This is a genomic window from Moorella thermoacetica, from assembly GCF_001267405.1.
GTDB lineage: Bacteria > Bacillota > DSM-521 > Neomoorellales > Neomoorellaceae > Neomoorella > Neomoorella thermoacetica.
Genome location: NZ_CP012369.1, coordinates 1,617,813 through 1,644,093 on the forward strand (window position 1 = coordinate 1,617,813; position 26,281 = coordinate 1,644,093).

At 56.7% G+C, this 26,281-nt stretch carries 28 protein-coding genes and 1 riboswitch; of the genes, 2 read left to right on the forward strand and 26 right to left on the reverse strand.

Annotation, left to right across the window (positions count from 1 at the left end; translation table 11 throughout):
* Positions 1-110: 110 nt before the first annotated feature.
* The 21 genes from MOTHE_RS08170 to MOTHE_RS08270 form a co-directional block, all read right to left on the reverse strand.
* Complete coding sequence (locus tag MOTHE_RS08170) at positions 111-599, reverse strand: hypothetical protein (RefSeq protein WP_011393186.1); 489 nt, start codon at positions 597-599, stop codon at positions 111-113.
* Between the two features lie 276 nt (positions 600-875).
* A complete protein-coding gene (locus tag MOTHE_RS08175; RefSeq protein WP_080997187.1) occupies positions 876-1,790 on the reverse strand; it encodes a glycine betaine ABC transporter substrate-binding protein in 915 nt (304 codons plus the stop codon).
* Between the two features lie 33 nt (positions 1,791-1,823).
* Complete coding sequence (locus MOTHE_RS08180; RefSeq protein ID WP_011393188.1) at positions 1,824-2,447, reverse strand: ABC transporter permease; 624 nt, start codon at positions 2,445-2,447, stop codon at positions 1,824-1,826.
* 35 nt (positions 2,448-2,482) lie between these two features.
* Positions 2,483-3,103 (reverse strand): ABC transporter permease, encoded by a 621-nt coding sequence (locus tag MOTHE_RS08185; RefSeq protein ID WP_201776952.1) that lies wholly within the window; start codon positions 3,101-3,103, stop codon positions 2,483-2,485.
* Positions 3,104-3,116: 13 nt separating this feature from the next.
* Positions 3,117-4,247, reverse strand: coding sequence for a betaine/proline/choline family ABC transporter ATP-binding protein (locus MOTHE_RS08190; RefSeq protein ID WP_011393190.1), 1,131 nt, complete (start codon positions 4,245-4,247; stop codon positions 3,117-3,119).
* 48 nt (positions 4,248-4,295) lie between these two features.
* On the reverse strand, positions 4,296-4,940 hold the full coding sequence (locus tag MOTHE_RS08195) for a GntR family transcriptional regulator (RefSeq protein ID WP_011393191.1): 645 nt from the start codon (positions 4,938-4,940) through the stop codon (positions 4,296-4,298).
* 311 nt (positions 4,941-5,251) lie between these two features.
* Complete coding sequence (gene secF, locus MOTHE_RS08200) at positions 5,252-6,184, reverse strand: protein translocase subunit SecF (protein WP_053094894.1); 933 nt, start codon at positions 6,182-6,184, stop codon at positions 5,252-5,254.
* Positions 6,184-7,470, reverse strand: a complete 1,287-nt coding sequence (gene secD / locus MOTHE_RS08205; RefSeq protein WP_053094895.1) for a protein translocase subunit SecD — start codon at positions 7,468-7,470, stop codon at positions 6,184-6,186. Before secD ends, secF begins: the two co-directional genes overlap by 1 nt.
* Positions 7,471-7,578: 108 nt before the next feature.
* Positions 7,579-8,238, reverse strand: coding sequence for an HD domain-containing protein (locus MOTHE_RS08210; protein ID WP_053095249.1), 660 nt, complete (start codon positions 8,236-8,238; stop codon positions 7,579-7,581).
* Between the two features lie 12 nt (positions 8,239-8,250).
* A complete protein-coding gene (gene yajC, locus MOTHE_RS08215; RefSeq protein ID WP_011393195.1) occupies positions 8,251-8,520 on the reverse strand; it encodes a preprotein translocase subunit YajC in 270 nt (89 codons plus the stop codon).
* Positions 8,521-8,598: 78 nt separating this feature from the next.
* The gene (gene tgt / locus MOTHE_RS08220; RefSeq protein WP_011393196.1) at positions 8,599-9,720 is read right to left on the reverse strand and encodes a tRNA guanosine(34) transglycosylase Tgt; all 1,122 of its coding nucleotides are present in this window, start codon (positions 9,718-9,720) and stop codon (positions 8,599-8,601) included.
* Between the two features lie 37 nt (positions 9,721-9,757).
* A complete protein-coding gene (gene queA, locus MOTHE_RS08225; RefSeq protein WP_011393197.1) occupies positions 9,758-10,786 on the reverse strand; it encodes a tRNA preQ1(34) S-adenosylmethionine ribosyltransferase-isomerase QueA in 1,029 nt (342 codons plus the stop codon).
* Between the two features lie 29 nt (positions 10,787-10,815).
* Positions 10,816-12,231, reverse strand: a complete 1,416-nt coding sequence (locus tag MOTHE_RS08230; RefSeq protein WP_011393198.1) for a SpoIID/LytB domain-containing protein — start codon at positions 12,229-12,231, stop codon at positions 10,816-10,818.
* Between the two features lie 120 nt (positions 12,232-12,351).
* On the reverse strand, positions 12,352-13,587 hold the full coding sequence (locus MOTHE_RS08235; protein WP_053094896.1) for an anti-sigma factor domain-containing protein: 1,236 nt from the start codon (positions 13,585-13,587) through the stop codon (positions 12,352-12,354).
* Complete coding sequence (gene sigI / locus MOTHE_RS08240) at positions 13,574-14,314, reverse strand: RNA polymerase sigma factor SigI (RefSeq protein ID WP_051498572.1); 741 nt, start codon at positions 14,312-14,314, stop codon at positions 13,574-13,576. Before sigI ends, MOTHE_RS08235 begins: the two co-directional genes overlap by 14 nt.
* A gap of 48 nt (positions 14,315-14,362) precedes the next feature.
* Complete coding sequence (locus tag MOTHE_RS08245; RefSeq protein WP_011393201.1) at positions 14,363-14,587, reverse strand: DUF2905 domain-containing protein; 225 nt, start codon at positions 14,585-14,587, stop codon at positions 14,363-14,365.
* Positions 14,588-14,680: 93 nt separating this feature from the next.
* The gene (gene ruvB / locus MOTHE_RS08250; RefSeq protein ID WP_011393202.1) at positions 14,681-15,691 is read right to left on the reverse strand and encodes a Holliday junction branch migration DNA helicase RuvB; all 1,011 of its coding nucleotides are present in this window, start codon (positions 15,689-15,691) and stop codon (positions 14,681-14,683) included.
* Entirely contained in the window at positions 15,692-16,300 is a 609-nt protein-coding gene (gene ruvA / locus MOTHE_RS08255) for a Holliday junction branch migration protein RuvA (RefSeq protein ID WP_053094897.1), read from the reverse strand.
* Positions 16,297-16,800: a crossover junction endodeoxyribonuclease RuvC gene (gene ruvC, locus MOTHE_RS08260; RefSeq protein WP_011393204.1), complete on the reverse strand. Its 504-nt coding sequence runs from the start codon at positions 16,798-16,800 to the stop codon at positions 16,297-16,299. Before ruvC ends, ruvA begins: the two co-directional genes overlap by 4 nt.
* Positions 16,801-16,992: 192 nt before the next feature.
* A complete protein-coding gene (locus tag MOTHE_RS08265) occupies positions 16,993-17,544 on the reverse strand; it encodes a hypothetical protein (protein WP_011393205.1) in 552 nt (183 codons plus the stop codon).
* A 70-nt stretch (positions 17,545-17,614) separates the two neighbouring features.
* On the reverse strand, positions 17,615-18,373 hold the full coding sequence (locus MOTHE_RS08270; RefSeq protein WP_011393206.1) for a YebC/PmpR family DNA-binding transcriptional regulator: 759 nt from the start codon (positions 18,371-18,373) through the stop codon (positions 17,615-17,617).
* A gap of 174 nt (positions 18,374-18,547) precedes the next feature.
* Positions 18,548-18,738, forward strand: a riboswitch (cyclic di-AMP (ydaO/yuaA leader).
* 54 nt (positions 18,739-18,792) lie between these two features.
* Here MOTHE_RS08270 and MOTHE_RS14150 point away from each other — a divergent pair.
* Positions 18,793-19,530: a CAP domain-containing protein gene (locus MOTHE_RS14150; RefSeq protein ID WP_011393207.1), complete on the forward strand. Its 738-nt coding sequence runs from the start codon at positions 18,793-18,795 to the stop codon at positions 19,528-19,530.
* A gap of 47 nt (positions 19,531-19,577) precedes the next feature.
* On the opposite strand, the gene cysK is transcribed toward MOTHE_RS14150, so the two are convergent.
* The 5 genes from cysK to tyrS form a co-directional block, all read right to left on the reverse strand.
* Positions 19,578-20,498, reverse strand: coding sequence for a cysteine synthase A (cysK, locus tag MOTHE_RS08280; RefSeq protein WP_053094898.1), 921 nt, complete (start codon positions 20,496-20,498; stop codon positions 19,578-19,580).
* A 132-nt stretch (positions 20,499-20,630) separates the two neighbouring features.
* Positions 20,631-20,822 carry a CooT family nickel-binding protein gene (locus MOTHE_RS08285; protein ID WP_053094899.1) on the reverse strand — a complete coding sequence of 64 codons (192 nt, stop codon included), beginning with the start codon at positions 20,820-20,822 and terminating at the stop codon, positions 20,631-20,633.
* Positions 20,815-21,246 (reverse strand): DUF3842 family protein, encoded by a 432-nt coding sequence (locus MOTHE_RS08290; protein ID WP_025773011.1) that lies wholly within the window; start codon positions 21,244-21,246, stop codon positions 20,815-20,817. The genes MOTHE_RS08285 and MOTHE_RS08290 overlap by 8 nt, the downstream gene beginning before the upstream one ends.
* Positions 21,247-21,423: 177 nt before the next feature.
* A complete protein-coding gene (gene yunB, locus MOTHE_RS08295; RefSeq protein WP_053094900.1) occupies positions 21,424-22,047 on the reverse strand; it encodes a sporulation protein YunB in 624 nt (207 codons plus the stop codon).
* An 81-nt stretch (positions 22,048-22,128) separates the two neighbouring features.
* Positions 22,129-23,370, reverse strand: coding sequence for a tyrosine--tRNA ligase (gene tyrS / locus MOTHE_RS08300; protein ID WP_011393211.1), 1,242 nt, complete (start codon positions 23,368-23,370; stop codon positions 22,129-22,131).
* Positions 23,371-23,514: 144 nt separating this feature from the next.
* On the opposite strand from tyrS, the gene MOTHE_RS08305 reads away from it, so the two are divergent.
* Positions 23,515-26,232: a transglycosylase domain-containing protein gene (locus MOTHE_RS08305; protein WP_011393212.1), complete on the forward strand. Its 2,718-nt coding sequence runs from the start codon at positions 23,515-23,517 to the stop codon at positions 26,230-26,232.
* Positions 26,233-26,281 lie beyond the last annotated feature (49 nt).

Sequence of the window (26,281 nt, forward strand, 5' to 3'; positions counted from 1 at the left end):
TGCATCCTTATAAGTAAAAAATTGGACTTCATCCGGGAGCGATGAAGTCCCTGGCACCAAGCCTTTTACTCATTTTACAACGTTAGTTTGTCTTCCGCAAGCTGCCCGCCCTAAAAAAGTCCAAGCAGGCGCCCGCCCAGTAGCACGGCCGTTAAAAATAAAGCGCCCACTCGTAAGCATGGTAAAAATAATCCCACGGCTAATTCAGATAATGAATGCCGGCGCGAGAAATAAGCCGCTCCCAGGCTGCCGGTGCTCCCTGCCAGGAACAATCCCCACAGGGGGCCGAGAAAAATCCCGGCCATGACCAGAGCCGCTAGACTCCCTGTTAGCAACTGTTTTCCTGCCAGGACTGATTCTTTATGCCTCCGGTACCAGCGCCGGGCAACTCCTTCGGCTGCCATGAGAGCAACGGTTCCCCCGACCGTAGCCAGGGCAACATAAGGGGCCGACAACCCCGGGACCAGGCCGGTGGCGCCCAAAATTACCCCTGCAGCCCAGAGGAGCAATAGCCCCCGCTCGGGCCGGACTACTCCTGCTGCCATGGCCAGGGTAAAGGTTAAACCGCCAAGGAAGGAAATGGCTAAATAGATATCCATTGTTAAGCTACCTGCAGGTTTGTTTTTTTACGTTTAGCATACCCCGGCTGAGGTTAGGTATACTGCCCGGCGTAAGGCCCAGCCGCTCCTTCTCTCGGATTGAGAGCAGTCATGGTCGCCAGTTCCCTGGTCGCACAGTTGTCAATACCGAGAGAAAATAATTTGCTCACCGGTAGGAAACCGGCGGACTCCGTGTACTGGCGGATTCATATTAGTTCGACAATAGTATCCCTTTATTGGTGCAGATAAACTCTTCGTAAGCTTTATACCCTCATGTTACTTGATCAGGCCTTTTTTCAGCAGGAAATCTCTTGCCACCTGGGCCACTTCCTTTTTTTCCTCGTCGACCTGATAATTCAGCTGACGCATCTCATCATCATTGAGCTGGCCCGCCAGCTTGTTCAGGACTTCTTCCAGCTGGGGATACTTCTCGAGGGTGTCCATACGTACCAACGGTGCAGCAAAGTAGGGCGGGAAGAATTGTTTATCATCTTCCAGGATCTTTAGCTTATAGGTAATCAACTGGCCGTCGGTGGCGAAGGCGTCGATCACATCTACCATCTTGTTATGAATGGCTTCGTATTTTAAGCCGGTTTCCATCTGCTTGGTGCTTTTGAAATTTAGCCCGTAAGTGACAATTAAGCCGTCATAGCCGTCCGGGCGGTTAAAAAATTCCTGCTCGGCCCCGAGTACCATCTCACCGGCTACGCTTTTCAGGTCGGATATTTTTTGTAAGTTACGCTGTCGAGCAACCTCCTCCGGTACCGCAAGGGCGTAGGTGTTATTAAAGCCAAAGGGTTTCAGCCACTTTAGCTTAAACTGCTCGTTGTATGCCTTTTGAACTGCATCGTAAGCCTCCTGGGGGTCATTGATAACATCCCTTTTTAAGATTGCCACTAGGCCGGTACCGGTGTAGTCAGCGTAGAGATCAAGGTCGCCTTTTTTAAGGGCGTTAAAGTTAACCAATGTACCGCTCAAGTTCAATTTGCGTTCCACCTTCAGGTCCGTATGGGCTTCTATGAGCTGGGCCATTATCTCGCCAAGGAGAATGTTTTCGGTAAAGTCCTTGGACCCTACAACCACTGTGCCTTTAGCCCTGGTTCCACTGCAGCCGGCAGCTACAAATAGCAACATAGCGATGCCTGTAAATAGCGCGATCAGCTTCCCCACTCGTTTGGATTTCTGGCGCAAGATATCCCATCCTTTCTTTAATTTATAATTAATTTATAATGCTGAGATAGCCTTTTTTTTGAGCCCCCGCGGAACCAATACTTGTTCCAGCAGGGCCAGTCCGGCGTCGGTCAAAATAGCCAGCAGCGCCGCAGGTACGGCCCCCATAAGTACCATAGTGTTGTTCCTCGTTTGAATACCGCGCCAGATTAGCGTCCCCAAGCCGCCTGCCCCAATGAGCACGCCGATGGTCGCAATGCCAATGGCCGTGACAAGAGCCACACGCATACCGGCCAGGATTACCGGTAGCGCAATTGGTACTTGCACTCGCCATATTAATTGGCTCCTGGTCATCCCCATGCCTTTACCTGCCTCCAGCAGGCCGGGGTCTACCCCTAATAGCCCGGTATAGGTATTGCGGACGATGGGCAGCAGGGCATAAAGGAACAACGATACAACAAGGGTAGTATCCCCCAGCCCGAACAGCATCATCAACAGAGCTAACATGGCCAGGCTGGGAATAGTTTGAATCACCTCGGTGGCTGCCATTACAAGCTTGGCCAACCACCGGTACCTGGTCAACAATATTCCCAACGGAATGCCGCCCGCAGCGGCCAGCGCAACTCCCATTATCGACAAGCTGATATGTTGCCAACTCAGAGCCAGCACTTTATCCATCTTTCGCCTCCTCTCATTGGTTTTGAACTGGTGGGTTATCGCTGTCGCAGCCCCCGCGGGGTTACCGCACGCTCTACAAAACCTAGTGACCAGCTGGCCAGTAGGGCCAGCAGGGCAGCGGGCAATGCACCGGCCATAATGAGCTTAGCGTCATAGGTGTGGATGCCGGCAAGAATTGGATCGCCCAATCCACCGGCGCCGATTAAGGCCGAAAGGGTGGCCCAGCTGATAATATAAACAGTAGACACACGGATGCCGGACATGATAACCGGGAAGGCTAAGGGGAACTGTATCCAGGTTAAAAGCTGTCTCCGGTTCATCCCCATACCTATACCGGCTTCCAGGTAGGCCGGATTTACTTCGCGAATGCCGGTATAGGTGTTGCGTAGAATTGGGAGTATCGAGTAGAGGAACAATACAGTCATGGCCGGTACTATACCAATGCCAAGAAAAGGCAGAACAAATCCAAAAAACGCCAGGCTGGGAATGGTTTGAATAGTACTGGAAATACCGAGCATCACCGCTGCCACTCGCTGATGGCGGGCAAGAAGGATACCTAGGGGCACGGCGATGATGGTTCCCAGCAGTACTGAGCCTAGCGAAAGTAGCAGGTGTTTCCCGGTAGCAGATAGGATACTCGAGCCTTTGGCAGCCAAAAACTCCGTCCAGCTAAGCACTAGCCTCATCTCCCCACACCACGGATGCCAGGGCATTGACCATGCTGGTCCTGGTGACCAGTCCCTTCAAGCGGCCCTCCTTATCGATTACCGGCAGGTACTCCAGCCGCTCCCGGGTGATCAGGTCAAAGGCCTCCCGGGCCGGGGTTCCCTCGAACACTACAGGAACGTCACGAGCCATCAAATCTTGCACCTGGTGAGCCCGCTGGTAGTTGCGATTCAATTCCTCGATAGAAACGGCGCCTAACAGCCGGCCAGATTCATCGGTAACCAGCAGCGTATCCACCTTTTTACGACGCATGGTGGCAACTCCTTCGGCAACACCCGTATGGGGCCGTACCGTCACCGGTTCACCAATCATAACCTGTTCTACGGTGCGCAATTCCAGTCCAGGAGCCAACCGTTCTTTGCCGATGAACGAGGCCACGAACTCGTTGGCGGGGTGCCGCAACAGTTCTTCAGGCGCAGCGACTTGGACGATGTAGCCGTCTTTCATTACCACAATCCGATCAGCAATTTTCAGTGCCTCGTCCATATCGTGGGTAACAAAGAGAATGGTCTTATGCAGCTTGGCCTGCAAGGCCTTCAATTCTTCCTGCAGGTTTTCCCGCGTAATTGGGTCAAGGGCACCAAAAGGCTCATCCATAAGGATAAGCGGTGGTTCTGCCGCCAGGGCACGCAACACCCCGATACGCTGTTGCTGCCCCCCGCTTAGCTCTGAAGGGTAACGGTCAGCGTAGTCATCAGGGTCCATACCCACCAGTTCCAATAATTCGCAAACGCGCTGGCGGCGGCGTTCTGCCGGCCATCCCAGCAGGCGGGGTACCACATCCACGTTTTGAGCAATAGTCATGTTGGGAAAAAGAGCTATCTGCTGGATAACGTAGCCAATGTGTCGCCGTAACGCCACGGGATTTTGTTCCCGGATATCCTTGCCGTTAAGGTAGATGGCCCCGGAGGTGGGTTCGATAAGACGGTTAACCATTTTTAAAGTGGTGGTCTTGCCACAACCGCTGGGGCCAATTAACACAATAAATTCTCCGGCCTCGACTTCCAGGTTGAAATCGGCTACGGCTATTCGATTGCCGTCATATACTTTCGAGACGTGTTCGAAGGTAAGCATAGAGTCCTCCTTTAAACAGGGTTGTTTCAGGCTAAAGAACGCCTGGTATTAACCGTCATTAAGCTCTTGTTTACCTTCAGCCAGCCGGCGCAACCGGTCCACCGCCTTCTGGTTTCCCACCACCAGGAGCAAATCCCCTGCGCTTAATCGAAGCTCTGTCCCCGGAGAGGCATACCAGCGACCCCGGCGCCGTACAGCGGTAACGATAACTCCCGTAACTGTCCTCAATTGGGCCTCCTGCACGCTCTTTCCCACAAGGGGTGAACCCGGTGAAACCATGATCTCTTCAGCATTCTGCATGTTTTTTAGCATGCCTGTTTTAAAGTGCACAATTTCTTTAACCAGTTTATCGATTTCCGCATTTAACTTGTTACGCTGTTTGATAAGGGTATCCAGCCGGCGCTCCAAGACCTCAAGGGAGTTATGTTCGTGAAAATCCTCGATAAAGTCCCGGGCGGCCTGACGGGAGAGGATAATTACCCCACTCCCTGGAACTACTTCAACCACCTGTCGCGCCTGCAGAAGCGCCAGGGCCTTTCTTACTGTTTCTGGCGAAACTCCATACTGCCCGGCTAAAATAGTCCGCCCCGATACTCTTTCACCTTCGTTGTAAGTTCCTCGGAGAATCTCACCGGCAATCATTAGCGCAATTTGTTCATAACGGGCCAGTTCTTCGCTGCTTACATAGTCCATTTTTAGTCTCTCCTTACCGCCAACTCTATATTATAACTTAGATTGTCACTTGTCAACCTGTACCACTCCGCCATTTTTAGTTACAAAAACAGTTCTGAAGCCGCTATCATAATGTGAGGAAAAGTAAATTATTTCTTCACTTGGTTGGAAAACGTAAAAAAGCCGCCTAATTCTTCATGAAAGAATAAGGTGGCTTTTGAACAGGCCCATCGTAACATACGATTCAGTGCCCATGACGGGCGCGCATAAAAGATAGCCTGCCGCATTTATCGGGCAGGCTATCTCCTGATTCGCCCTCTTATAACCTAACTCTAATGGGAAGTAGCCTTGCGCGTCTTGGCTTTGGTATCGGCCTTGGCCACTGCCGCCTGCCGGTGGCGCTCCCGGCTCAGATGCCGGAAATCAATCCACAGGGGGCTGGCCGTAAAGATGGAAGAGTAGCAACCGCTGATGGTACCGATGAGCATGGCCAGGGCAAAGGTCCTGGTAGTCTCGCCTCCCAGGAGTATCAGGGCCAGGAGGGCGAAAATAACCATCAGAACAGTATTAATCGACCGGGTCAGGGTCTGGTTAATACTGCGGTTGACCACTTCTTCGATAGTTTCTTTCTTGCGTAGCCGCAGGTTCTCCCGGATGCGGTCAAAGATAACAATGGTATCGTTGATGGAATAACCGATAATGGTTAGTATGGCCGCGATAAAGGTACTGTCGACTTCCCAGCGGAAGAGGGCGAAAAAGCCGATGGTCACCAGGACGTCGTGGACCAGGGCCAGGATGGCCGCGAGACCGGAAAGGAACTCAAAGCGGATGGTGATATAGATGATCATCAGGATCCAGGCGATAACCATGGCCTCTACGCCCCGGATGGTCAGCTCGCGACCGATGGTACCGCCCACCTTTTCGTTCCGCTTGAGATCCAGCTGCCCCAGTTTACTCTGTAAAGTGCTGATAACCTGGTTGGTCTGTTCTTCGTTTAACTCCGTCGTCCGGATCAAAAACTGGTTGCTGCCCGATTCCTGGATGGAACTCTTACCGAGATTTAATCCGTCCAGGACATCCCGCACCTGGCCGGAGGTTACCGGCTGGTGGAACTGGACCTGGATAATATTGCCGCCGGTAAAATCAATACCGAAGTTCAAGACAGGCCGGTGCAGGGCCATGGCAATGAGCCCCGGGATAATGACCAGCAGCGACAGGGCATACCACCATTTGCGCCGGTTGACAAAATCGAAGTTGAAGTTCATTAAATCTCACCCCTTGCCGCTGCCGGGATTTGCTCTTCTTTAACGCCAAAGAGCCAGAGGTTGTGGAAGGCCGGCACCCCTACCACCAGGTGCAGCAGGAACCTGGTCAGGGTAATGGCGGTAAACATACTGGCCGCAATGCCCAGGGACAGGGTAATGGCAAAACCGCGCACCGTACCGCTCCCCAGGAAGTAGAGAACGATGGCCGCCAGCACCGTAGTGGCGTTGGAGTCAAAGATGGTGGTAAAGGCCCGCTTAAAGCCGGCGTCTATGGCCGCCCTCAGGGTCTTACCGTTACGCAACTCTTCTTTGATGTGTTCGTAGATAATAATGTTGGCGTCCACAGCCATACCTACCGACAGTAATAGCCCGGCTATTCCCGGTAGTGTCAGGGTGGCCTTCAACCCCCAGAGGACAGCCATGACGATCAAACCGTACACAATCAGGGAAAAGTCGGCCACTACGCCCGGCAAACGGTATATAAGCAGCATGAAAAGGGTGATAGCGATCAGGCCCACAATAATAGCCGTCTTGCTCTTGGCCAGAGAATCCGCCCCCAGGGTCGGGCCTACAGTCCGGCGCTCGATGATCTGGACCGGTACCGGCAGGGCACCGCCCCGCAGGAGGGCCGCCAGGTTGGCGGCCTCCTCAAAATTGGCAAAACCGCCGCTGATGATCGCCTGGCCGTTGGGTATGGCTTCCTTCACCTGGGGGTTGGTGAGCAGCTGCTGGTCTAAATAAATACCGATCGCTCTCTTGGGATCCCCGTAGGGGTAACTGCTGGCCAGTTTCTTTGTGACATCGGCAAACTTCTTCGTGCCTTCGGCATTGAACTGCAGGGTAATCTGGGGTTCGCGGGTCTGCTGGTCAATGATGGCCTTGGCGTCCTTCAAGTCCTTTCCCGAGACTACCACCTGGCCGTCGCTGGTCTTAAACTCCAGCTGGGCCGTCTTGCCGATCATCTTAATGGCTTCCTCCGGGTTACTGACCCCGGCCAGTTCGATAATCAGGCGGTCACTACCCTCCCGCTGGATTACCGGTTCGGCTATCCCCAGCTGGTCCACCCGGTCGCGCATGACCCGCTCCAGGGCGGCCATATCGTCGGGGGTGACCGCGTGGTCCGGTGTGCTCTGGGCCTGTATGAGGACGTGAACCCCGCCTTTGAGGTCCAGGCCCAGGCGCTGGGCATTAATCAGGGGTTTAAAGACCCCGATACCAATCGCCAGGATGGCGAGAAAAACAACGGCGAGCTTTAAAAAGCCGCCTGCTCCTTTTCCCCCTGCCAAAACTCTTTCCTCCCTTGACAAATTAAAACTAGCGGACATCCTATTATAACCCCGGCCTGAGTTTACCGTCAATTGCTGTGAGTGCCACCTTCGCCACATTCTGACACCTCACAGGAGGCGGGCATTGTTGACTACCAGGCCGAAATGACAGTGCAAAAAGCGGGCGGCCCGGCGACACATCATCATCCGGGTCAAAAAGATCTCGAAATACTCCATGGGCGTGCTGATGGCCAGGTCGATGGTGAGCTCCAGGGTAATGGCCCGCTTCCCGGCGTCTACCCGTAAGAAAGAGTGCTGGACGGCATAATTCACCCGGTCGTGAATGTCGAAGGTGCTGATATCGTTGTTCCGCACCCGGGAATGGTGGACATCCGATTTGTCCGCCAGGATCAGGGCCGCGCCAACCGGGTTGACGGCCTGCCCGTATTCTTCCTCGTGGTTGCCGATGGCTCCCATGATGGTGGCTGCTTCGTCTGCCGGCATCCCCAGGCGCCTTAAAATATTGTAAGCCAGCAGGGCCCCGGACTGGCCGTGATCCTGCCGGCTGACCACATTACCGATATCATGCAAATATCCGGCCACCGCCGCCAGTTCAGCCGTCCGCTTATCATAACCCAGGCGTTCCAGGACATTGCGGCTGATGCTGGCCACCAGGTTTAGATGGCGGTGGCTGTGTTCGGTAAAGCCCATGGCCCCCAGGTGCTCATTGCCCCGGGTTATCAGGGCCTCCACCTCCGGGTCTTTCTTTACTTCCTCCAGGGTTACCAGGGACAACAGCTGTTAACCCTCCTGCCCCGGGACATAGGCCACCCCGGCTTTATCGACCTCGACCTCCACTTTATCGGCTATCCGGACCATCAGGGTATTGTCTTTGATCTTGGTAATCCGGCCGTGAAGGCCGCCGGCCAGGACCACCCGGTCGTCCACCTTGAGCCCTGCCAGCATCGCCTGGCGCTGCTTCTGCTGTTTTTGCTGAGGCCGGATCATCAGAAAGTAAAGGATGCCCATAAAGATGAGGAGGTAAAAAATAGTGCCAGCCCACTGTTGCATGAAACCAACCACCACTCCTTCTAAATTTTGGTCAGCCCGTTAACTATTCGACGGTACCGGCGGGAATACCTGCTGCTTTTAAATTTTTCCCGAATTATAGCGTTCATAAAAGTCGGCGGCCACTTCTTCCAGCCGGCCTTCGGCGATGGCCTGGCGCAGGCGCTGCATCAGTTTAATGAGAAAGTGCAGGTTATGGATGGTCGTCAGCCTGAGGCCCAAAATCTCCTCAGCCTTTAGCAGGTGGCGAATATAGGCGCGGGTGTAGTTACGGCAGGTATAGCAGTCGCACTCCGGGTCCAGAGGCCGGAAGTCCCGGGCATAGGCGGCATTGCGAACAACCAGCTTGCCGTAGGTAGTCATCACCGTACCGTTGCGGGCAATGCGGGTGGGTAAGACGCAGTCAAACATATCCACCCCTCGTTTGACCCCTTCAATAAGGCAATCAGGGGAACCGACCCCCATGAGATACCGGGGCTTATTCTCCGGCAGATAGCCCTGGAGTTCTTCCAGGATGCTGTACATCAACTCCTTGGGCTCGCCTACGCTTAAACCCCCGATGCCGTAGCCGGGGAAATCCAGGGCGGTAATCTCCCGGGCACTGCGGCGGCGCAGTTCGGGTATGGTCCCTCCCTGAATTATACCAAAGACCGCCTGGTCCTCCCGCCGGTGGGCCCGGAGGCAGGCCTCGGCCCAGCGGCTGGTTCGTTCCACCCCGGCGGCGACTTCCTCCGGGCTGGCCGGGTAGGCGACACACTCGTCGAAGGCCATGGCGATGTCCGAGCCCAGGGCTTCCTGGACAGCCATGGACTCCGCCGGCCCCAGGAAATGGATTGAACCGTCCAGGTGGGAGCGAAAAGTAACCCCTTCGTCGCTGATCTCGCGCAGGTCGGCCAGGCTAAAGACCTGGAAACCGCCGCTGTCTGTAAGAATCGGCCTCTCCCAGTGCATGAAACGATGAAGCCCCCCGGCTTCCCGGATAATGTCGGCCCCGGGCCGCAGGTAGAGATGATAGGTGTTGGCCAGGATGATCTCCGCTCCCAGGCCGGCCACCTCTTCCGGGGTCATGGTCTTGACGGTGGCCTGGGTGCCCACGGGCATGAAAACCGGCGTCTCGATGGTGCCGTGGGGGGTTGTGAGACGCCCCAGCCGCGCCCCGGTAGACCGGTCGCGTTTAAGTACGGTAAAGGTTACTGCAGGCATGTCTTCCTCCAATTAGCTTTCTTACCATATAAATTCTTTACAGGATCAACATAGCGTCGCCGAAACTGTAAAAGCGGTAGCCTTCCCGGACGGCGACCCGGTAGGCGTCCAGGATCTTCTCCCTGCCGGCAAAGGCACTGACCAGCATCAACAGGGTCGAGCGGGGCAGGTGAAAGTTGGTGATCAGGCTGTCGATGGCCTTGAACCGGTAACCGGGATAGATAAAGATGTCCGTCCAGCCGCTGCCGGCATGGATGACGCCATCGGCTGTAGCTACCGTCTCCAGGGTGCGGACGACGGTTGTGCCTACAGCAACCACCCGGTGGCCCCGGGCCCGGGCGGCATTGATGGTCGCCGCCGCCGCCGGGGTCACGGCGTAGTATTCGGCGTGCATCACGTGTTCCTGGATGTTCTCCACCTTTACCGGCCGGAAGGTCCCCAGGCCTACGTGGAGCAGGATGCTGGCTATTTCTATCCCCTGCTCCCGGAGTTCCTTAAGGAGGCGGGGGGTAAAGTGCAGGCCTGCGGTAGGGGCGGCAGCCGAGCCCTCCTCCCGGGCGTAAACCGTCTGGTAACGGCCGGGATCAGCCGGCTTTTCTTTGATATAAGGGGGCAGGGGCATTTCCCCCAGGCGTTCCAGCAAGGCCTCCCAGGGGCCCTCCTGATAAGAGAACTCCATTATCCGTCCTCCGGCCGGGGTTACCCCCTTTACCCGGGCCTGCAATTCACCCCGGCCGAAGATTAGCTCCGCGCCCACCGGTACCCGTCGTCCCGGCCGCACCAGGGTTTCCCAGGTGTCACCTTCCTGCCGGGTCAATAAGAGGACTTCGATTTTAGCGCCCGTCCCGGCACGGTAGCCCCACAGGCGGGCGGGAATTACCTTCGTCTCATTCACCACCAGCACGTCGCCGGGGTGGAGGTAGCGTGGCAGGTCGTAGAAGTGACGGTGCTCCAGGAAACCACCTTCCCGGTGCAGGACGAGGAGCCGCGAGGCATCCCGCGGCTCCACCGGTTGCTGGGCGATTTGTCCTGGCGGCAACTCGTAGTCAAATTCTTCTATCCGCAACTTAACCCTTCACCTGTCTGTTATTAAAATCAATAGGTCGCAATCTTCAGGTGGCCGTCATAATGATCCTGGTTGTAGTAGTGTTCGATAATTTGCTGGTAAGTATACCCTTTTTCGGCCATGCCCATGGCCCCCCACTGGCTGAGGCCCAGGCCGTGGCCGTATCCCTTCCCCTGGAAGATTACCCGGGTGAAGAGCTTGGGTACCTGGCGTGTGCCGTCGCGCCCGGCTACCGTATAATCTCCGGCGGCACCGTTAGGGGCGTTGAGGACGCCGCCGGCTCCCAGGGCTACCAGTTCGGCGCCGTAATTCACCGCCCGTTGCTGCCCGGAACCGTCCAGGACATTCACCGTGGAGTCCATCTGCACCGTGAAGAGGGTACTTTTCAGGCCAAAGACGGCGCGAATGCCGTCCCGGAAAGCCTGGGCCGTTCCGGTGGTGGTGCGGATATCCATCCTGGTTACCCGGCCGGATACCGTCTCCTTTTGGCCGTCACGCCCCAGCCGCGAAAGGACCAGGTCGACCACCTCCCCGACCGCGCCTTTACCCTGACCGGCAAGCCAGCTATTAACCTGGTCCTGGACCTGCTGCCTGGTCAGGGTCACCGTCCAGTTATATGTATTGGCCGGGTAACCGCCAGGAGTCTGGTAGGGATACTTGACGGCCCAGTCGTCATCGGGCGAGGGCACGCCCCGCAGGTAGGGCAGGGGATTGCTCCAGACGTTCTCACTATCCTCGGTGTAGCCGCCGGCGTTGGCGTGGAAGTAGGCCTGGATGACCTTGCCGTCATAATAGATCACCTCTCCCCGGGTGCTGTCTACCGCCTGCAGAACTTTATCCCTGGCGGCGCCGTAATTGACCTCGGCCTCATAACCGCCGTATACCTGGGTCGAGGTATCGTCGGTGACGTCGTAGAGCTGGGACGGTTGCATCCTGGTGATAGCATAGGTACGGGCGATTACAGCCTGGGCCTTAAGGGCTTCCAGGGCCGCGCTGGCCGGCATTTCTTTACCAACGACGCCGTAAAGGTATTGTTCCAGGTCGACGATGTTGATAACCAGCAAACCGCCCTCGCCCCGCAGGATACTCAGGCTCCCCCGGTAGCGGTTGCCCCGGTAACTGAAGAGGTTGAGACCTGCCCTGGCAGGTTTTAGCTGAATGGGGCCATTGAAGCTGCCTACAGGGGCACCATCTTTTAAAAGCTGCAGGGTGCTGCCGTCCTGCCTGACCGTCCACTTAACCCCGGAAGTGGCCGTGGCGATCTCCTGGCCGCTGTGATCGTCAACCAGCTGGTAACCGCCCTGCTCCACCTGGAATTCCACCTCGCCGGGGCTACTGTCCAGCAGGACGCGGATGGGCCGGGAAGCCGCCTCCCCGGAGGCAGCAGGGATTAGTATTAAGGCCAGGAGCAGGGCAGCCATCCCCCGGCGGTAAGTTTTCCTCAAGTTTCTCCTCTCCTCCGAAAATAGGCTTCTGGCACAGCTTCATGCGGCGCTGGAGTACAGACTCCGGGCTTCGGGTGCTTAAACTGGCAAACTTGGCGCTCACGGGAAATCCTTAACAATCTATCTTTTCGCCATATCCTGCCGTTTTTCCTCTATTTTCTTTAAAACCACGTCTTCCAATTTTATTTTTGCCAGCACGTCCCGCAGGTTTTTCCCGGGGACATGTTCTAGTACCGGCAGTTCTTTGAGGACCGGTCCCCCCGGCTGGTTTTGCAGTCCGGCCTTGAGCCGGGCTCGTAGCTGCCAGGCTACTGCCATACCATCCCGGCTGGAGGACTGGCCACGGTTCGAGTTCATCTCCCTCCCCTGGCCGGTGGTTTCCTGTTTGCCTTGCCGGGTTTCCTGATTATCCCCCTGGTCGGGCTTATTAGCCGGTGCTGCTGCCGGACCCCTGGCGGGAGCATTACCCTGGCTATTTCCGTTTTCCGCGGGGAGTGGGCCCTGACCCAGGGCCGCCTTCAGGACCGGTCCCAGTTGCTCTTCCCTCTTTAACAGGTCAGGATCCCTTTTTAGCCGGGCAAGCACATCTTCCCAGTTAAAATTGAGTTCCTGCAGGACTTTAGTAATACTCTCCCGCTGCAAATCGACAGCCTTTACCTGGGCCCCGGCTGCCAGGGCCTCCAGCATAATGCTGTACTTACCGGCCGAGAGGCCGGCGGCCTCGGCATGCTGGCGGATCTCCGGCTGGACGGTAGCTGCCTCTACGGCAGCATGTACCCCGGCCTGCTGAAAGACATCCTGCGCTTCGCGGGTGAGCCTCTGGCCCAGTTCATCCCCGGCCGCCAGTTTCTCCTGGCCGGACCCGGCAGGGATTACTGTTACCATCATGGCGCCTTCCCCCTCGGGAAGGTAATAACCCTGGCGCAGGGCCTCCAGGGCCAGAATCTTCATAGCCCCGGTAACCTTTTCCCCCTTCAGGGCAATGCCGGCGAGTAATTTTTCCCCGTCGTTGTTCAGGCCGCGGGCCTCGAGGACGGTATCCTTTTCATCCACGGCCAGCTCTACGCTGGGGTTAATATCTATATTAACATAATAGGCTACCATAGGGGCAGCCGCCGGCGCCGGGGTTTCTATCCGGCGCACTACAGCCCCGGTCAGGACCAGTAAAAGAACTACTGCGGCGGCAGTAAAGAGGGGCCACGCCGGCCTCTTGACCACCGGCGGCAGCATAATTTCTTCCCCCACTTCCGGCAGGGGTCCGGCCAATTTTAAAGCCCGCCAGTCGCCCCGGGGCGTTAAAACGATGACCCTCTGCCCCTCCCTGGACATGACTATACCGCGTTCAGCGCCGTCCATCCTGACCACCCCTCCGGTCCTGGCCAATGTAACCTGCCAGGTATTCGTAATTGCCCATAAGCATAACTACTGCGGCAATGATGTATTTGCGATGGCGTTCAAGGGTTTTGCGGCTGGTCTCGACTTCTTTTTCCAGGGCTTTTAAGGGCAGGGCCTTCCTTTCCAGGAGATACTTTCTGAGAAGGGGGTTGGCGACTACTACCCGGGCGGCCGCCAGGGCCCGGTCGCGGGCATCCCGGTGCTGGGGGCTGCATTTTACCAGATCCTTCAAGGTGATACCATAAGAGGCGAGTTCTTTCTGGTAACGCTCGATCTCTTCCCGCCTGTCCGCCAGTTCGTCCACCATGTTTATCTCGTCCCTGGCCACAGGGTCGACTGCGGCCGCCGTTTCTCCCTCCATGGCCTGGAGGGACAGGACCTGGCGGTGGCGCCCCTCCCGGCGAAAGTAGTCAATTAAACGCCGCCGGATAACTGTTTCCGCCAGAGTTAAAAAGGTGGCACCGCCTTCCAGGCGGTAGTTATCTATCGCCTCGTTAAAGGCCATTAACCCGATACTGGCTTCGTCGTCTTCGCCCAGGCGGATAAAATGACCTGTCGTCCTGGAAACTACCGATAGGATAAAGGGGGTATAGCGCCGGATCAGTTCCTCCCTGGCCACGGCATCCCCGCTCCTGGCCAGAGCCAGGAGGTGGTTCGGGTCGGCTCCGGGCTGCAATTTGAGCTTCACCTCACTATACTTTTTCGCACCTGGATAGCGATTTTTGGCCAGCAGGAATTAACGCCGGAAGAGCAGGTTTAATATTACCGTCAGAATCAGGCTGAGTAACAAAGAGGTGACCAGAGGGAAATAAAAGGTAAAGTTACCCCTTTGGATATAGATGTCACCCGGCAGGCGGCCGATGCTGAATAGTTTTCCCAGACCCAGGAGCAACAGGCCCATGAGGGCCAGGAAAAGGCCCATCCCTAAGAGCATTTTGCCGAAAAAACTCCAGTCGCCCACGAAACTTTCCCCCTCCAAAAAATAGAGGTCTACCCTCTATACAGTTCACTTTCCGGGCTTGTACAGGGCGTTAGTTCCCAATGAAGGGTTCTATCAAAACAACCGGTCTTCCGGCTTAATACCCAGGTGTGCATAGGCTCCGGGGGTAGCCACCCGGCCCCTGGGAGTACGCTGGAGGTAGCCCATCTGGAGTAAAAAGGGTTCGTAGACGTCCTCAATGGTGTCCGGTTCCTCGCTGATGGCTGCGGCCAGGGTCTCGAGACCGACGGGTCCCCCGTTAAACTTGCGGATAAGGGTGAGCAGAAGGCGCCGGTCTGAACTATCCAGGCCGGCGGCATCAACCTGCAGGAGTTCCAGGGCCTCCCGGGCCACCTCCCTGGTAATGACTCCTCCGGCCCGGATCTCGGCGTAATCCCTGACCCGCTTCAACAAGCGGTTGGCTACCCTGGGCGTCCCCCGGGCGCGCCGGGCGATCTCCCTGGCTCCTTCCGGCTCGATGGCAACCTGGAGGATGGTGGCCGCCCGCCTGATAATCTCTTCCAGCTCGGCCACCTGGTAAAACTCCAGGCGGGAATTGATGCCGAAGCGATCCCTTAAAGGGGAAGATAGCAACCCCGCCCTGGTAGTCGCTCCCACCAGGGTAAAGGGGGGCAGGTCCAGGCGAATGGAACGGGCGCCGGGACCCTTACCCAGGATAATATCTAAGACGAAGTCTTCCATGGCCGGGTAAAGGATCTCCTCCACCTGGCGGGGCAGGCGGTGGATTTCATCGATAAAGAGGACGTCCCGGGGCTGCAGGTTGGTCAAGATGGCTGCCAGGTCCCCGGCCCGTTCCAGGGCCGGTCCCGAGGTGACCCGCAGCTGGACCCCTAGCTCATTGGCGATAATCCCGGCCAGGGTGGTCTTACCAAGCCCCGGGGGCCCGTAGAGAAGGACGTGGTCCAAGGCTTCACCCCGTTCACGGGCCGCCTGGATAAAGATGCCCAGGGTCTCCTTGACATGTTCCTGGCCGATGTACTCTGCCAGGCAGCGCGGTCGCAGGCTCAATTCAAGTTCCTGGTCTTCATTATGCAGGTTTCCGGCTACTAACCTCTCCGTTGCCAATTAATCCCCTCCCCCCCGGCCAAAGGTTTTTAGTACCGCCTGGAGGACGGCTGTCGTAGGGGTAGCATTCCCCAGTTCCTGCCGTACCCTGGCCAGGATCGGGCCAATCTCTTCCCGGCTATAGCCCAGCGCCAACAGGGCGGCCAGGGCTTCATCATTATCCCCGCCTCCTGCCGGTATGGCCTCAGTCTCCGTACCGTCTACCAGGCCGGATTTTAAAACCGCGTCCTTCAATTCCAGGAGTAACCGCTGGGCCTTCTTGGCCCCGATTCCCGGCAGGGCGGTCAGAAAGGCACTATCGCCGGCGGCAATGGCCCGGGACAGCTGTTCCGGCTTGGCAGCCCCCAAAATCTGGAGGGCGCCCCGGGGCCCGATGCCATTTACGCCTCTAAGGAGGGTGAAAAGGTGCAGTTCCTCCGGCCGGGTAAAACCATATAATTCCATGGCGTCTTCCCTGACCACCAGCTGGGTGTAGACAGCTATCTCCGTACCGGGGGCCGGCCAGGAACGATTGGTCACTGTACGTACCAGCCAGCCGATCCCTCCGGTCTCCAGGAGGATACCCTCCGGTGTTACCAGATGTAACCTACCCCGCAGGTACCCGATCAACGGCCAGCCACCTCCTTTTCCCTTTGCCGCCAGGGCGCGAAGCTGGCATGACATACGGCTACCGCCAGGGCATCGGCCACATCATCTGGCCGGGGTTTTTCTTCTAGGCCCAGCAAAGCCTGGACCATACGCTGGACCTGTTCCTTGGGCGCCCGGCCGAAACCGGCCACTGCCTGCTTGACCTCCAGGGGGGTATACTCGGCCACCGGCAGACCGGTATGGGCCGCGGCCAGAAGGATCACGCCCCTGGCCTGGCCAACGGCTAGGGCTGTCTTGCTGTTTTTGTTAAAGAAGAGTTCTTCCACGGCCATGGTTTCTGGCTGCAAGCGCTCGATTAGCTCCCTTATGCCGGCGTAAATGGTTGCCAGCCGCCGGCAGGGATCCTCCCCCGCCGGTGTCCGGATACAATCGTATACCAGGGCGCGGGTTTGTCCAGCCCGGGCCTCCACCAGGCCGTAACCGACAATCGCCGTCCCCGGGTCTATTCCCAGGATCAGCATAATTATTCCCCCGAAAATATGGTTCTATCAAAAATGGTTATTATTGGTTTGGGTATGCTCCATCTTCTTTAGGAGTACCGGTTCAAAAAAACCTCTGCCTGGCAATTATTCGACGTTGAAGAGAGCAGTTCCTTTTTTTCCAAACCAAAAGAAAAACCGGGTCGCTGACCCGGCCGGAAAATATCCGGGGAACTAGCGGTATTCGTCCAGGCTGTCCAGGGCTTCCAGGAGTTCTTGTTCGGAGTTAAATTCCGCCTCGCCGGCCTGAATCCTGGACTGCCAGTTGGCCGGGATGGCAGAGATTTTGAGGCCCGTAACCTTAAGCAGCGGCCCCAGGGTTCCGGCAGGTCCCTGATAAACGGCCACCAGGCCGTCCTTTACTGCCAGGTGCCGCTTGGGAGCGCAAACCGGGCACAGGCCGTCAACTTCCTGGGTGGCTACCAGGCGTCCGGCTTCTTGCCTCAGGTGCCACCCTTCGGCCGGCGGAAAAAGGGAGGTCATCTCCTCTTTACCGGATCCCTGCCACTTGATCCCCGGCGGCAGGGGCAGGGGGTAGGTATGGCCGCAACCGCGGTAATATTTTTCCAGTCGCGGTTCAAGCTGGACCCGGGGTTCCATGATACCTGGCACCCTTAAAAAAACCGGCTGCCGGCCGGAATTTACCCTGGCCTCCTGGTAGGCCACCAGTCCCCCAAGGAAAAAGATCACTATACCGATAACAAGCAAGCGCCGGACTGCTGTCACTGTGGCCCCTCCTGCCAAACAGAAATTGCCACTAACTAGCATTGCCGGCGGCCTGTAGTTTTATACCTCGCTATATATCTAATTGGTCCATAATTGCTGCAGGAATATCAGCGTTTGTATATACTGCCTGGACGTCGTCATGATCTTCGAGGCGTTCAATGAGACGCATAACCTTGCCTGCTGTCTCCGGGTCGTCGATGGTAACAGTCGTTTGCGGTACCATCTCAACCTCAGCGTGTGTTATGGTAACACCGCTGGCCTCCAGGGCTTCCCGGACGGCCTCCAGGTCCCCGGGCGCCGTCTTGATTTCCAATACCTCGTCGTCCTCGTCATCGACATCCTCCGCCCCGGCCTCGATAGCCTGGAGGATTACTTCTTCCCGTTTATCCCCGGCGGGGACCTCCACCGTAATTACCCCTTTGGGGTTAAACATCCAGGCTACGCAACCGCTTTCGCCCAGGTTGCCACCGCCCCGGGAAAAGATATATCTGATTTCTGAAGCTGTACGGTTCCGGTTATCGGTGGCTATATTCAGAAGCATGGCTACGCCACCGGGACCGTAACCTTCATAGGTCATTTCCTCATATGCGGCCCCTTCTAGTTCGCCGGTACCGCGCATAATGGCCCGCTGGATGTTCTCGTTGGGCATATTGGCTGCTTTGGCCTTGGCTATAGCAGCCTTTAAGCGCATATTGCCCTCGGGATCACCGCCTCCCATCCGGGCGGCGATGATAATTTCCCGCCCGATTTTGGTAAAGAGGCGGCCCCGTTTTTCATCAACCTTGGCCTTGCGATTTTTAATATTGGCCCACTTGGAATGTCCGGACATCTCTCTTACCCCCTTTCTTATATACTCAACATTGAAATTCTAACATACAGGGCCTTATTTAAGCAACATTTACCGCCCGGGCTTATTTAAAGCATGGGTTATAGCAAATTCTGCCTGCCAATTTTATGTTAACTATACCCTTATTTTATGGTAAAATGAATTTAACGTTATGGCCACCTGTAAACGCCGAATTTCTTTTAAAAGAAACCGGGGGAACCATATTCTTGGGGTTAATCCCGCTTCCAGTATACACCTCTCGTCTTTGTCCGGAGCCGGGCAACGGTGGGAGAAAGACCGGGAGCGGCATAGGGCACTTCCAGCCCGCACCCGTCAGCTAACCCCGGAGGCGTTGGAAGGGAGGTGGATTTTTTACTGGCCTGGCCAGGCGTAAAAAAGGAGTAAAAGGAGGATTGACCGCTTTGAAGCACAAGTGGCTCACCGCAGCTCTGAAAATCCTGCTGGCCGCCGTTGTGGCTGCCGCCCCTTTAAGCGCGGCCCGGGCTGCTACACCCGCCTCTAACTCTACCAGGGGTATTTACTCCTATAACTATAGCTGGTATACCGCCCCTTACTGGAGCTGGCACTACCGGTGGCATGTTTCTCCGAACGCCGGCAGCGGACAGGTCACCAGGCAGTCCCCGACTCCGGCACCGGCGCCTGCACCACAACCAGCATCTAAACCCGCACCGGCCCCGGTAACCAGTCCCGGCAATCCGGCCGTACCAGCACCGCAACCTGCCCCCCAACCCGCCCCCGCCGGTAACTACCAGTTAAGCGCTTACGAACAGCAGGTAGTGAACCTGGTCAATGCCGAGCGGGCCAAGGTCGGCCTGAAACCCCTGGCAGCAGACCCGCAGCTGGCCCGGGTAGCTCGCCTCAAGGCCGAAGATATGCGGGACAAGAATTATTTCAGCCATGAGTCGCCCACTTATGGTTCCTTCGCCAATATGCTCAAGCAATTCGGCATTAGCTACCGTATAGCCGGGGAGAACATCGCCGCCGGCTACCCAACACCGGAGGCGGTGGTAGCGGCCTGGATGAATAGCCCCGGCCACCGCAGTAATATCTTAAACGCTAATTTTACGGCCATAGGTGTCGGCTATGCCAGCGGCGGCAGCTATGGCCACTACTGGGTCCAGGAATTCATCGGCCAGTAGAACTTCATAGCAGTAGAAACGGCAGGCCACCGGCCTGCCGTTTTCCCTTAGCCTATCTTGAACAACTCCGTACTCAGGTAGCGCTCGCCGGTGTCGGGGGCGATGGCCAGTACCCTTTTCCCCCGGCCCAGGCGCCGGGCCACTTGGAGGGCGGCAAAAGCAGCGGCGCCCGAAGAGATGCCCACCAGCAGGCCTTCCTCCCGTGCCAGGCGCCGGGCCGTTTCCATAGCGTCTTCGTTGGTGACGGTGATTATCTCGTCAACCACCTCCCGGCGCAAGACCGGCGGGACAAAGCCGGTACCTATACCCTGAATCTTATGGGGTCCTGGCTGGCCTCCAGAAAGGACCGGTGAAGCCGCCGGTTCCACAGCTACAATCCTTACCCCCGGGATTTCCTTTTTCAGGACCTCACCCACCCCGGTGAGGGTACCCCCGGTCCCGACGCCGGCCACAAAGGCGTCTACTTTACCGTCCATTTGCTCCAGGATCTCCCTGGCCGTGGTCTGGCGGTGGATGGCCGGGTTGGCCGGATTTTCAAACTGCTGGGGCATAAAGTAACCGGGGTTCTCCCGTACCAGTTCATTTGCTTTATCTACAGCCCCCTTCATCCCCAGGTTTCCCGGAGTCAGGACGAACTCCGCCCCATAGGCCGCCAGGAGCTTGCGCCTCTCAATACTCATTGTTTCCGGCATAACCAGGATCAGGCGGTAACCCCGTACGGCCGCCACCATGGCCAGGCCGATACCCGTATTACCACTTGTGGGCTCGACAATGGTATCCCCGGGTTTCAAGCGGCCGTCGGCTTCCGCAGCGGTAATCATGCTGAGGGCAATGCGGTCCTTAACACTGCCTCCAGGATTAAAAAACTCGATTTTTAAGTATACCTCCATCCCGTCCTCTACCAGGCGGTTCAGGCGCAGGATCGGCGTCTGCCCTATCAACTGGGTAACATCCCGGGCTATCTTCATGCTGCCTTCCTCCTTATAACTAAGTATTTATATCGGAATTATTTACATTTTAATCCCTGGTCATGGGCCTGTCAAGTAAAAAAGCCACGGCAACTATAGTATGCCGTGGCCTGGCCGTAACTAACGCCCGGCTTAGAGGGCTTCGAGGATGATTTTATGGTCCACCAGGGCCATTTCTTTAATCCGCGCCCGCAGGAGTTTGCGTTTACCGAAAATATCTTCCATCATAATACCCTCTTCCCCGGGCAAGACCCGGTCAACATTCTCAAAGACCAGTTCCTCTTCCCCGCTCTCTTTGAGCAGGTAGGCGTTGGCTTCACACATCCTTATCCCCTCCCTCCTGATAAAAAAACTTCACGCGGTTAACCAGGGCTTCAATTAAATGGGGCAACGGCTCGGGGGTGACTCCTATTACTTCTACCCCCGACCGGTTGATTGGCAGGAGAAATTTGCGTGCCGGGCTGGCGGCGATGGCCGCCGCCATAGCCGGGGTCAATTCGCCCAGCATAGCGTCAGCTAGGATTATGGCCAGGGAACCGGTGATGGCCTCGACCCGGGGAGCGTTGTAGATGATGGCTCGCTCGCCGGTAGCCCCCTCATTGGCCCCGGCTTTGATCATAGCTACGGTAGCCGCGGCGTTGGTTCCCAGGGCCAGGATTTCGACTTCCGGCGGCAGTTCCTGTCGCAGCCTGGCGGTTATGTGCTTACCGATACCGCCGCCCTGGCCATCGACTACAGCTATGCGCAGCAGGAATACCCCCTTAAGAAAGTTGCAGTAAAAAAGCAAAAAGGGCCACAGGGAATCCCACCGGCTCCAGCCGGTTCTGACCTCCTCGTGGCCTTCCATCCAGCGCGGTCTCCACACCGCTCAGGTATTATTTATTCGCCCTCAATTGTCTAATTCCTGCCTGTTGGACAAGAAAAATTAGAATCCAGGTGCCCTTAAAATACCTTTTAACATTTCCGACCCCAGGGAGACGTAGGTCTGGGGTACCGGGCCGACGATAATGGCCTCGGCCACGGGAATGGTGGTGGCTACCTGTACCTTTTCCCGGCTAAAAGGGGCTACTACCTGAACCTCGCTCTCCGCCTGGAGGTAGATGCGATGGCGCGTCTGATTAATGCCGGCGCTTTCAAAGGTATCACCGACATTAACCTTTACCGTGCCCATGGGGACAAAGCGTAATGGTACCGGGGGGCCATAGGCCGCCAGGAGTTTTAACCCCAGGATCTGCCCCAGGGGCAGGTAATAGGTTTTACCCTGCAGCCGCGCCAGGCGTTCCTGGATGGCCAGCTGGGCCGCAGCCTGGAGGCGGCTGATACCCAGGGCGTCGGCCTGCATGAAGACTACCTGGCCGCCATCGCTGCTCCCGGGCTGGATGAGATTATTATAGCTTACCTGGCCGGTAATTTTATCCAGCACTGCCTGCTGCATAGCCTCGGTGGCCACCCACCTGGCCTGGGTAGCTGCCACCGCTTCCAGAGCCGGTCCCAGGCGCCATTCCAGGAGTAAAAGTAGAAGCAAACCGGCCAGGACCAGCGCTGCCACTCCCCACGGCCGCCTTCCAGGGCGCCGCCACCGCCGCCGCAAGGCAATCACCCCCATATAAGAAGTATACTCAGGGGGTGATTAAAATGTGTGCAGCCGGGCAAATTTACGTTTACCGGCCTGGAGGACCTGGCCCTCCCTGACCTCAACCTCGGTGTCAGGATCGGTTACCCGTTCACCGTCGATCTTTACTGCACCCTGGCGGATCAGGCGCCGGGCCTCGCTGGTGCTGGGAGCCAGCCCGGCCTGGACCATGAGCCGGGGCAGCCACACCCTGTCTTCTTTAATCGTTAATTCCGGCATATCATCAGGCAGGTCATGCTGCTGGAAGACCTGGCGAAATTCCCTCTCCGCCTCCAGGGCCGCTTCCGGAGTGTGATACATGGCTACTATCTCCCGGGCCAGGCGCATTTTGGCATCCCTGGGGTGCAGGCTGCCGCTGGCCAGGCCCTGCCTGATGGCTGCCAGCTCCTCCAGGGGCACTGCCGTCACCAGCTCGTAATAGGTGAGCATGAGTTCATCAGGGAGGGACATGGTCTTACCGTACATCTCCCGGGGGGATTCCTTGATACCGATATAGTTCCCCAGGCTCTTGCTCATCTTCTGTACGCCGTCCAGGCCGGGGAGGATGGGCATCATCATGGCCACCTGGGGCTCCTGGCCATATTCACGCTGCAGGTGACGGCCCATAAGGAGGTTAAACTTCTGATCCGTACCCCCAAGTTCGACATCTGCAGCCAGGGCCACGGAATCATAACCCTGCATTAGGGGGTAAAAAAACTCATGGATGCTGATAGGACGATTTTCCTGGAACCGGCGGGCAAAATCGTCCCGCTCCAGCATGCGGGCCACCGTCGTCCTAGCTGCCAGTTCAATGACTTCGGCAAAGGTAAGCTTGCCCAGCCAGTGGCTGTTAAAGGTCACCCGGGTTTGCTCTGGGTCCAGTACTTTAAAAATCTGTTCCTTATAGGTTTCGGCATTGGCCAGGATTTCTGCTTCTGTAAGCTGGCGCCTGGTTTCCGATTTACCGGTGGGATCGCCTATACGCCCGGTAAAATCGCCGATGATGATTATCACCTGGTGGCCCAATTCCTGAAACTGGCGCAGTTTCTGGAGCACCACCGTATGACCCAGATGAATATCCGGGGCCGTAGGGTCTAAACCCAGTTTAACCTTTAAGGGTTTACCGGTGGCCAGGGATTTTCTGAGTTTGGCCTGCAAATCCTCCTCAGGCACAATCTCAGCCACTCCCCGGCGGAGGATCCTTAACTGCCGTGCGACTTCTTGTTCCAACTTAAACCATCCTCCGAAATAATCATGCAATTCTTTGCTGCCCCAACGTCTATTTTTAAGTAGCACTTGCTTAAGTTTAGCATAAGCCCCGGCCGTCCTTCAAGGTATCATCATTCCCCTGGCGGCCGGGCTATGATATAATGAAAAAGCCGTTGAAAGGAGGTCATTTTAGGAATGGCTCCAGAGAAAAAACGCAAAAGGAAATTGAATGTTTTCCGGGCAGTTTTATTGACCCTGTTAGTCCTAGGTGTGATTCTGGTAGGTGCCGGTGCCGGCTTTGCCATCGGTATCATCCGCACTATGCCTGGTTGGCAACCTGATAATTTCAAACTGGACATGACCACCTTTGTTTACGACCGCAACAACCAGCTGGTCGGCGAGCTTCACGGTGAGCAAAACCGGGTGGTAGTGCCCCTGGATAAAATACCTGTCAATTTGCAAAACGCTGTTATCGCTACTGAGGACGCCCGTTTCTACCAGCATCATGGTATCGATTTGAAAGCAATTCTCCGGGCAGCCATTATCAACCTGCGCCACGGGAGCATCCAGGAGGGTGCCAGCACCCTGACCCAGCAACTGGCTAGAAATGCTTTCATTGAAAATCCGCAGCGGACCTTCAAACGTAAAATCCAGGAAGCCCTCATGGCCATTCAACTGGAGCGCATGTATACTAAAAAAGAAATCCTGGAGAAATACCTGAATATCGTCTACCTCGGCCCCGGTACCTACGGGGTGGAAGCCGCCGCCCAGTACTACTTTGGTACAGACGTCCAGAACCTCGACCTCGCCCAGTCGGCTATGCTGGCGGGTATCATCCAGAGCCCGGGTAATTACAACCCTTTCGTCAAGGGTAATGAACAGGCAGCTAAAGACCGCCAGGCTGTCGTCCTGGATAATATGGTAAAATACGGTTACATTACCCAGGAACAAGCCAACCAGGCCAAGGCTGAAAAATTAACCTTTAAGGAGTCCAAAAAGGCTCCGGTAGACAAGTATCCCTATTATATCGATGCTGTAGTCGAGGAAGCCAGCCGCTTACTTGAGAGCAACGGTATCGAATCCTCCGAACTTTACCGGGGCGGCCTGAAAATCTATACAGCCTTGGACCCCGCCATCCAAACTGAAATGGAGCAGGTTTACCAGGATAAAAATAACTTCCCTCCCAGCGCCAAAGACCGCCAGATCGAAAGCGCCATGGTTGTCCTGGACCCCCATACCGGCGAGGTACGTGGCCTGGTTGGCGGGCGCGATTATACTACCCGCCGGGGCTTTAACCGGGCGATCCAGGCTGAGCGGCAACCCGGTTCCACGATTAAACCACTGGTTGTTTATGCCCCTGCCCTCGAAAAAGGCTATCCTCCGGCCTATGTCATTGACGACGTACCCACCACCTTCCCCGGGTCACCCAAACCCTTTACCCCCCGTAACTACGATGGCCGTTACCGGGGGCTCATCAGCATGCGGGAAGCCCTGCGCTGGTCCGTCAACGTCGCCGCCGTCAAGATGCTAAATACCATTGGTGTCGATACTGGCTACGATTTCGGACTGCGCCTGGGATTGCCCCTTAAACCTGAGGATCGCAACCTGTCCCTGGCCCTGGGTGGCCTGACTACCGGGGTATCGCCCCTGGAGATGGCTGCCGCCTATGGCACCTTTGCCAACCAGGGGGTATATATCACCCCCCACCTGATTACCCGGATTACCGACCACAACGGCCGGGATCTGATTGTAGTTAATCCCCAGAAGCAGGCCGTCATGAGCGAGCAATCTGCCTACCTCATGACCGATATGCTGGAAACGGTAGTTACCTCCGGTACCGGCACCAGGGCCCAAATTGGCCGTCCGGCTGCCGGCAAAACCGGTACTACCTCCCTGCCGGAAACACCGGAGTTCAAAAACTTGAATGGTGAAAAGGACGCCTGGTTCGTTGGTTATACGCCAGAACTAGTCGGGGCCGTATGGATGGGCTATGACCAGACCGACCCCCAGCACTACTTGAAAAGCGTCGCCGGCGGCGGCTACCCGGCCTTAATCTGGAAAAAGGTCATCGGGGCCGCTTTGAAGGATAAACCGGTTCAGGACTTCCCCCGGCCGGCGGGGATTATCTATGCTGACGTGGACGCCAAGTCAGGTCTCCTCCCCAGCGACCTGACCCCCAAAGAGTTTATCGTTAAAGAGATCTTTACCCAGAGTATGCTACCCACGAAGGTCTCCGACGTCTGGGTACAGGTACAGATCGACCCCACCACAGGTATGCTGGCCACCCCCAATTGCCCCAATGTCACCACCGGCGTGTTTTTAAGGCGACCGGATGGCTATACGGGCAAGGCGGAAGATTCTTATCTGGAAGCGCCGCGGCAATACTGTACCCTCCACAGCGGGGGAAACAGTAACAAAGCGGGCCTGGTGAGCATCTGTACCGATCCGCGCCACGGCGGTGCCCTTTTCCTGGCCAACATCCCGGGACCGGGCCAATCCGGCGGTTGCCCCTCCCAGTATGTAAAACAGGTACAATTACCCCCGGGCCAGGTGCCTACCAGACATTGCGATCTACCGGATCACCAGCTCAGCAAAAGTACCGGTGGCCCCAGCCAGGACAATGGGCCGCCGGCCCCGCAGCTGGATGCCCAGCTGGAGGTCGGACCCAATGTCAGCCAGCCCCGGGTAATCCTCACCTGGGACGTACCTGATGGCGGCAATTACGTCTTTTCCGTCGAGAGAAGTACCGGCGGTTCCGGCCATAGAAGCCTGGCCATCGTCAGGCAAACCAGTTATACCGACACCAGCGTGCAACCGGGGGTGACCTACCGGTACCGGGTAATCGCCCTGAGTGGTAATGATAAATCGGGTACTCCTTCCAATGAGGTGACCATAGCTATACCCAAAAAATAAAGGGAGAGGCTAAAGAGGGGTAAACGCCGGAGTATTTTCCCCGGGGTCT

Excerpts from the sequence above, each read along its gene's own strand:
- MOTHE_RS08235 (WP_053094896.1), bottom strand. The coding sequence starts at position 13,587 with ATGGACGGCGCTGAACGCGGTATAGTCATGTCCAGGGAGGGGCAGAGG.
- tgt (WP_011393196.1), bottom strand. The coding sequence starts at position 9,720 with ATGCCTGCAGTAACCTTTACCGTACTTAAACGCGACCGGTCTACCGGG.
- MOTHE_RS08180 (WP_011393188.1), bottom strand. The coding sequence starts at position 2,447 with ATGGATAAAGTGCTGGCTCTGAGTTGGCAACATATCAGCTTGTCGATA.
- MOTHE_RS08270 (WP_011393206.1), bottom strand. The coding sequence starts at position 18,373 with ATGTCCGGACATTCCAAGTGGGCCAATATTAAAAATCGCAAGGCCAAG.
- yajC (WP_011393195.1), bottom strand. The coding sequence starts at position 8,520 with ATGCAACAGTGGGCTGGCACTATTTTTTACCTCCTCATCTTTATGGGC.
- MOTHE_RS08170 (WP_011393186.1), bottom strand. The coding sequence starts at position 599 with ATGGATATCTATTTAGCCATTTCCTTCCTTGGCGGTTTAACCTTTACC.
- secF (WP_053094894.1), bottom strand. The coding sequence starts at position 6,184 with ATGAACTTCAACTTCGATTTTGTCAACCGGCGCAAATGGTGGTATGCC.
- MOTHE_RS08195 (WP_011393191.1), bottom strand. The coding sequence starts at position 4,940 with ATGGACTATGTAAGCAGCGAAGAACTGGCCCGTTATGAACAAATTGCG.
- cysK (WP_053094898.1), bottom strand. The coding sequence starts at position 20,498 with ATGAAGATAGCCCGGGATGTTACCCAGTTGATAGGGCAGACGCCGATC.
- MOTHE_RS08190 (WP_011393190.1), bottom strand. The coding sequence starts at position 4,247 with ATGCTTACCTTCGAACACGTCTCGAAAGTATATGACGGCAATCGAATA.
- MOTHE_RS08285 (WP_053094899.1), bottom strand. The coding sequence starts at position 20,822 with ATGTGTGAAGCCAACGCCTACCTGCTCAAAGAGAGCGGGGAAGAGGAA.
- MOTHE_RS08305 (WP_011393212.1), top strand. The coding sequence starts at position 23,515 with ATGGCTCCAGAGAAAAAACGCAAAAGGAAATTGAATGTTTTCCGGGCA.
- ruvC (WP_011393204.1), bottom strand. The coding sequence starts at position 16,800 with ATGCTGATCCTGGGAATAGACCCGGGGACGGCGATTGTCGGTTACGGC.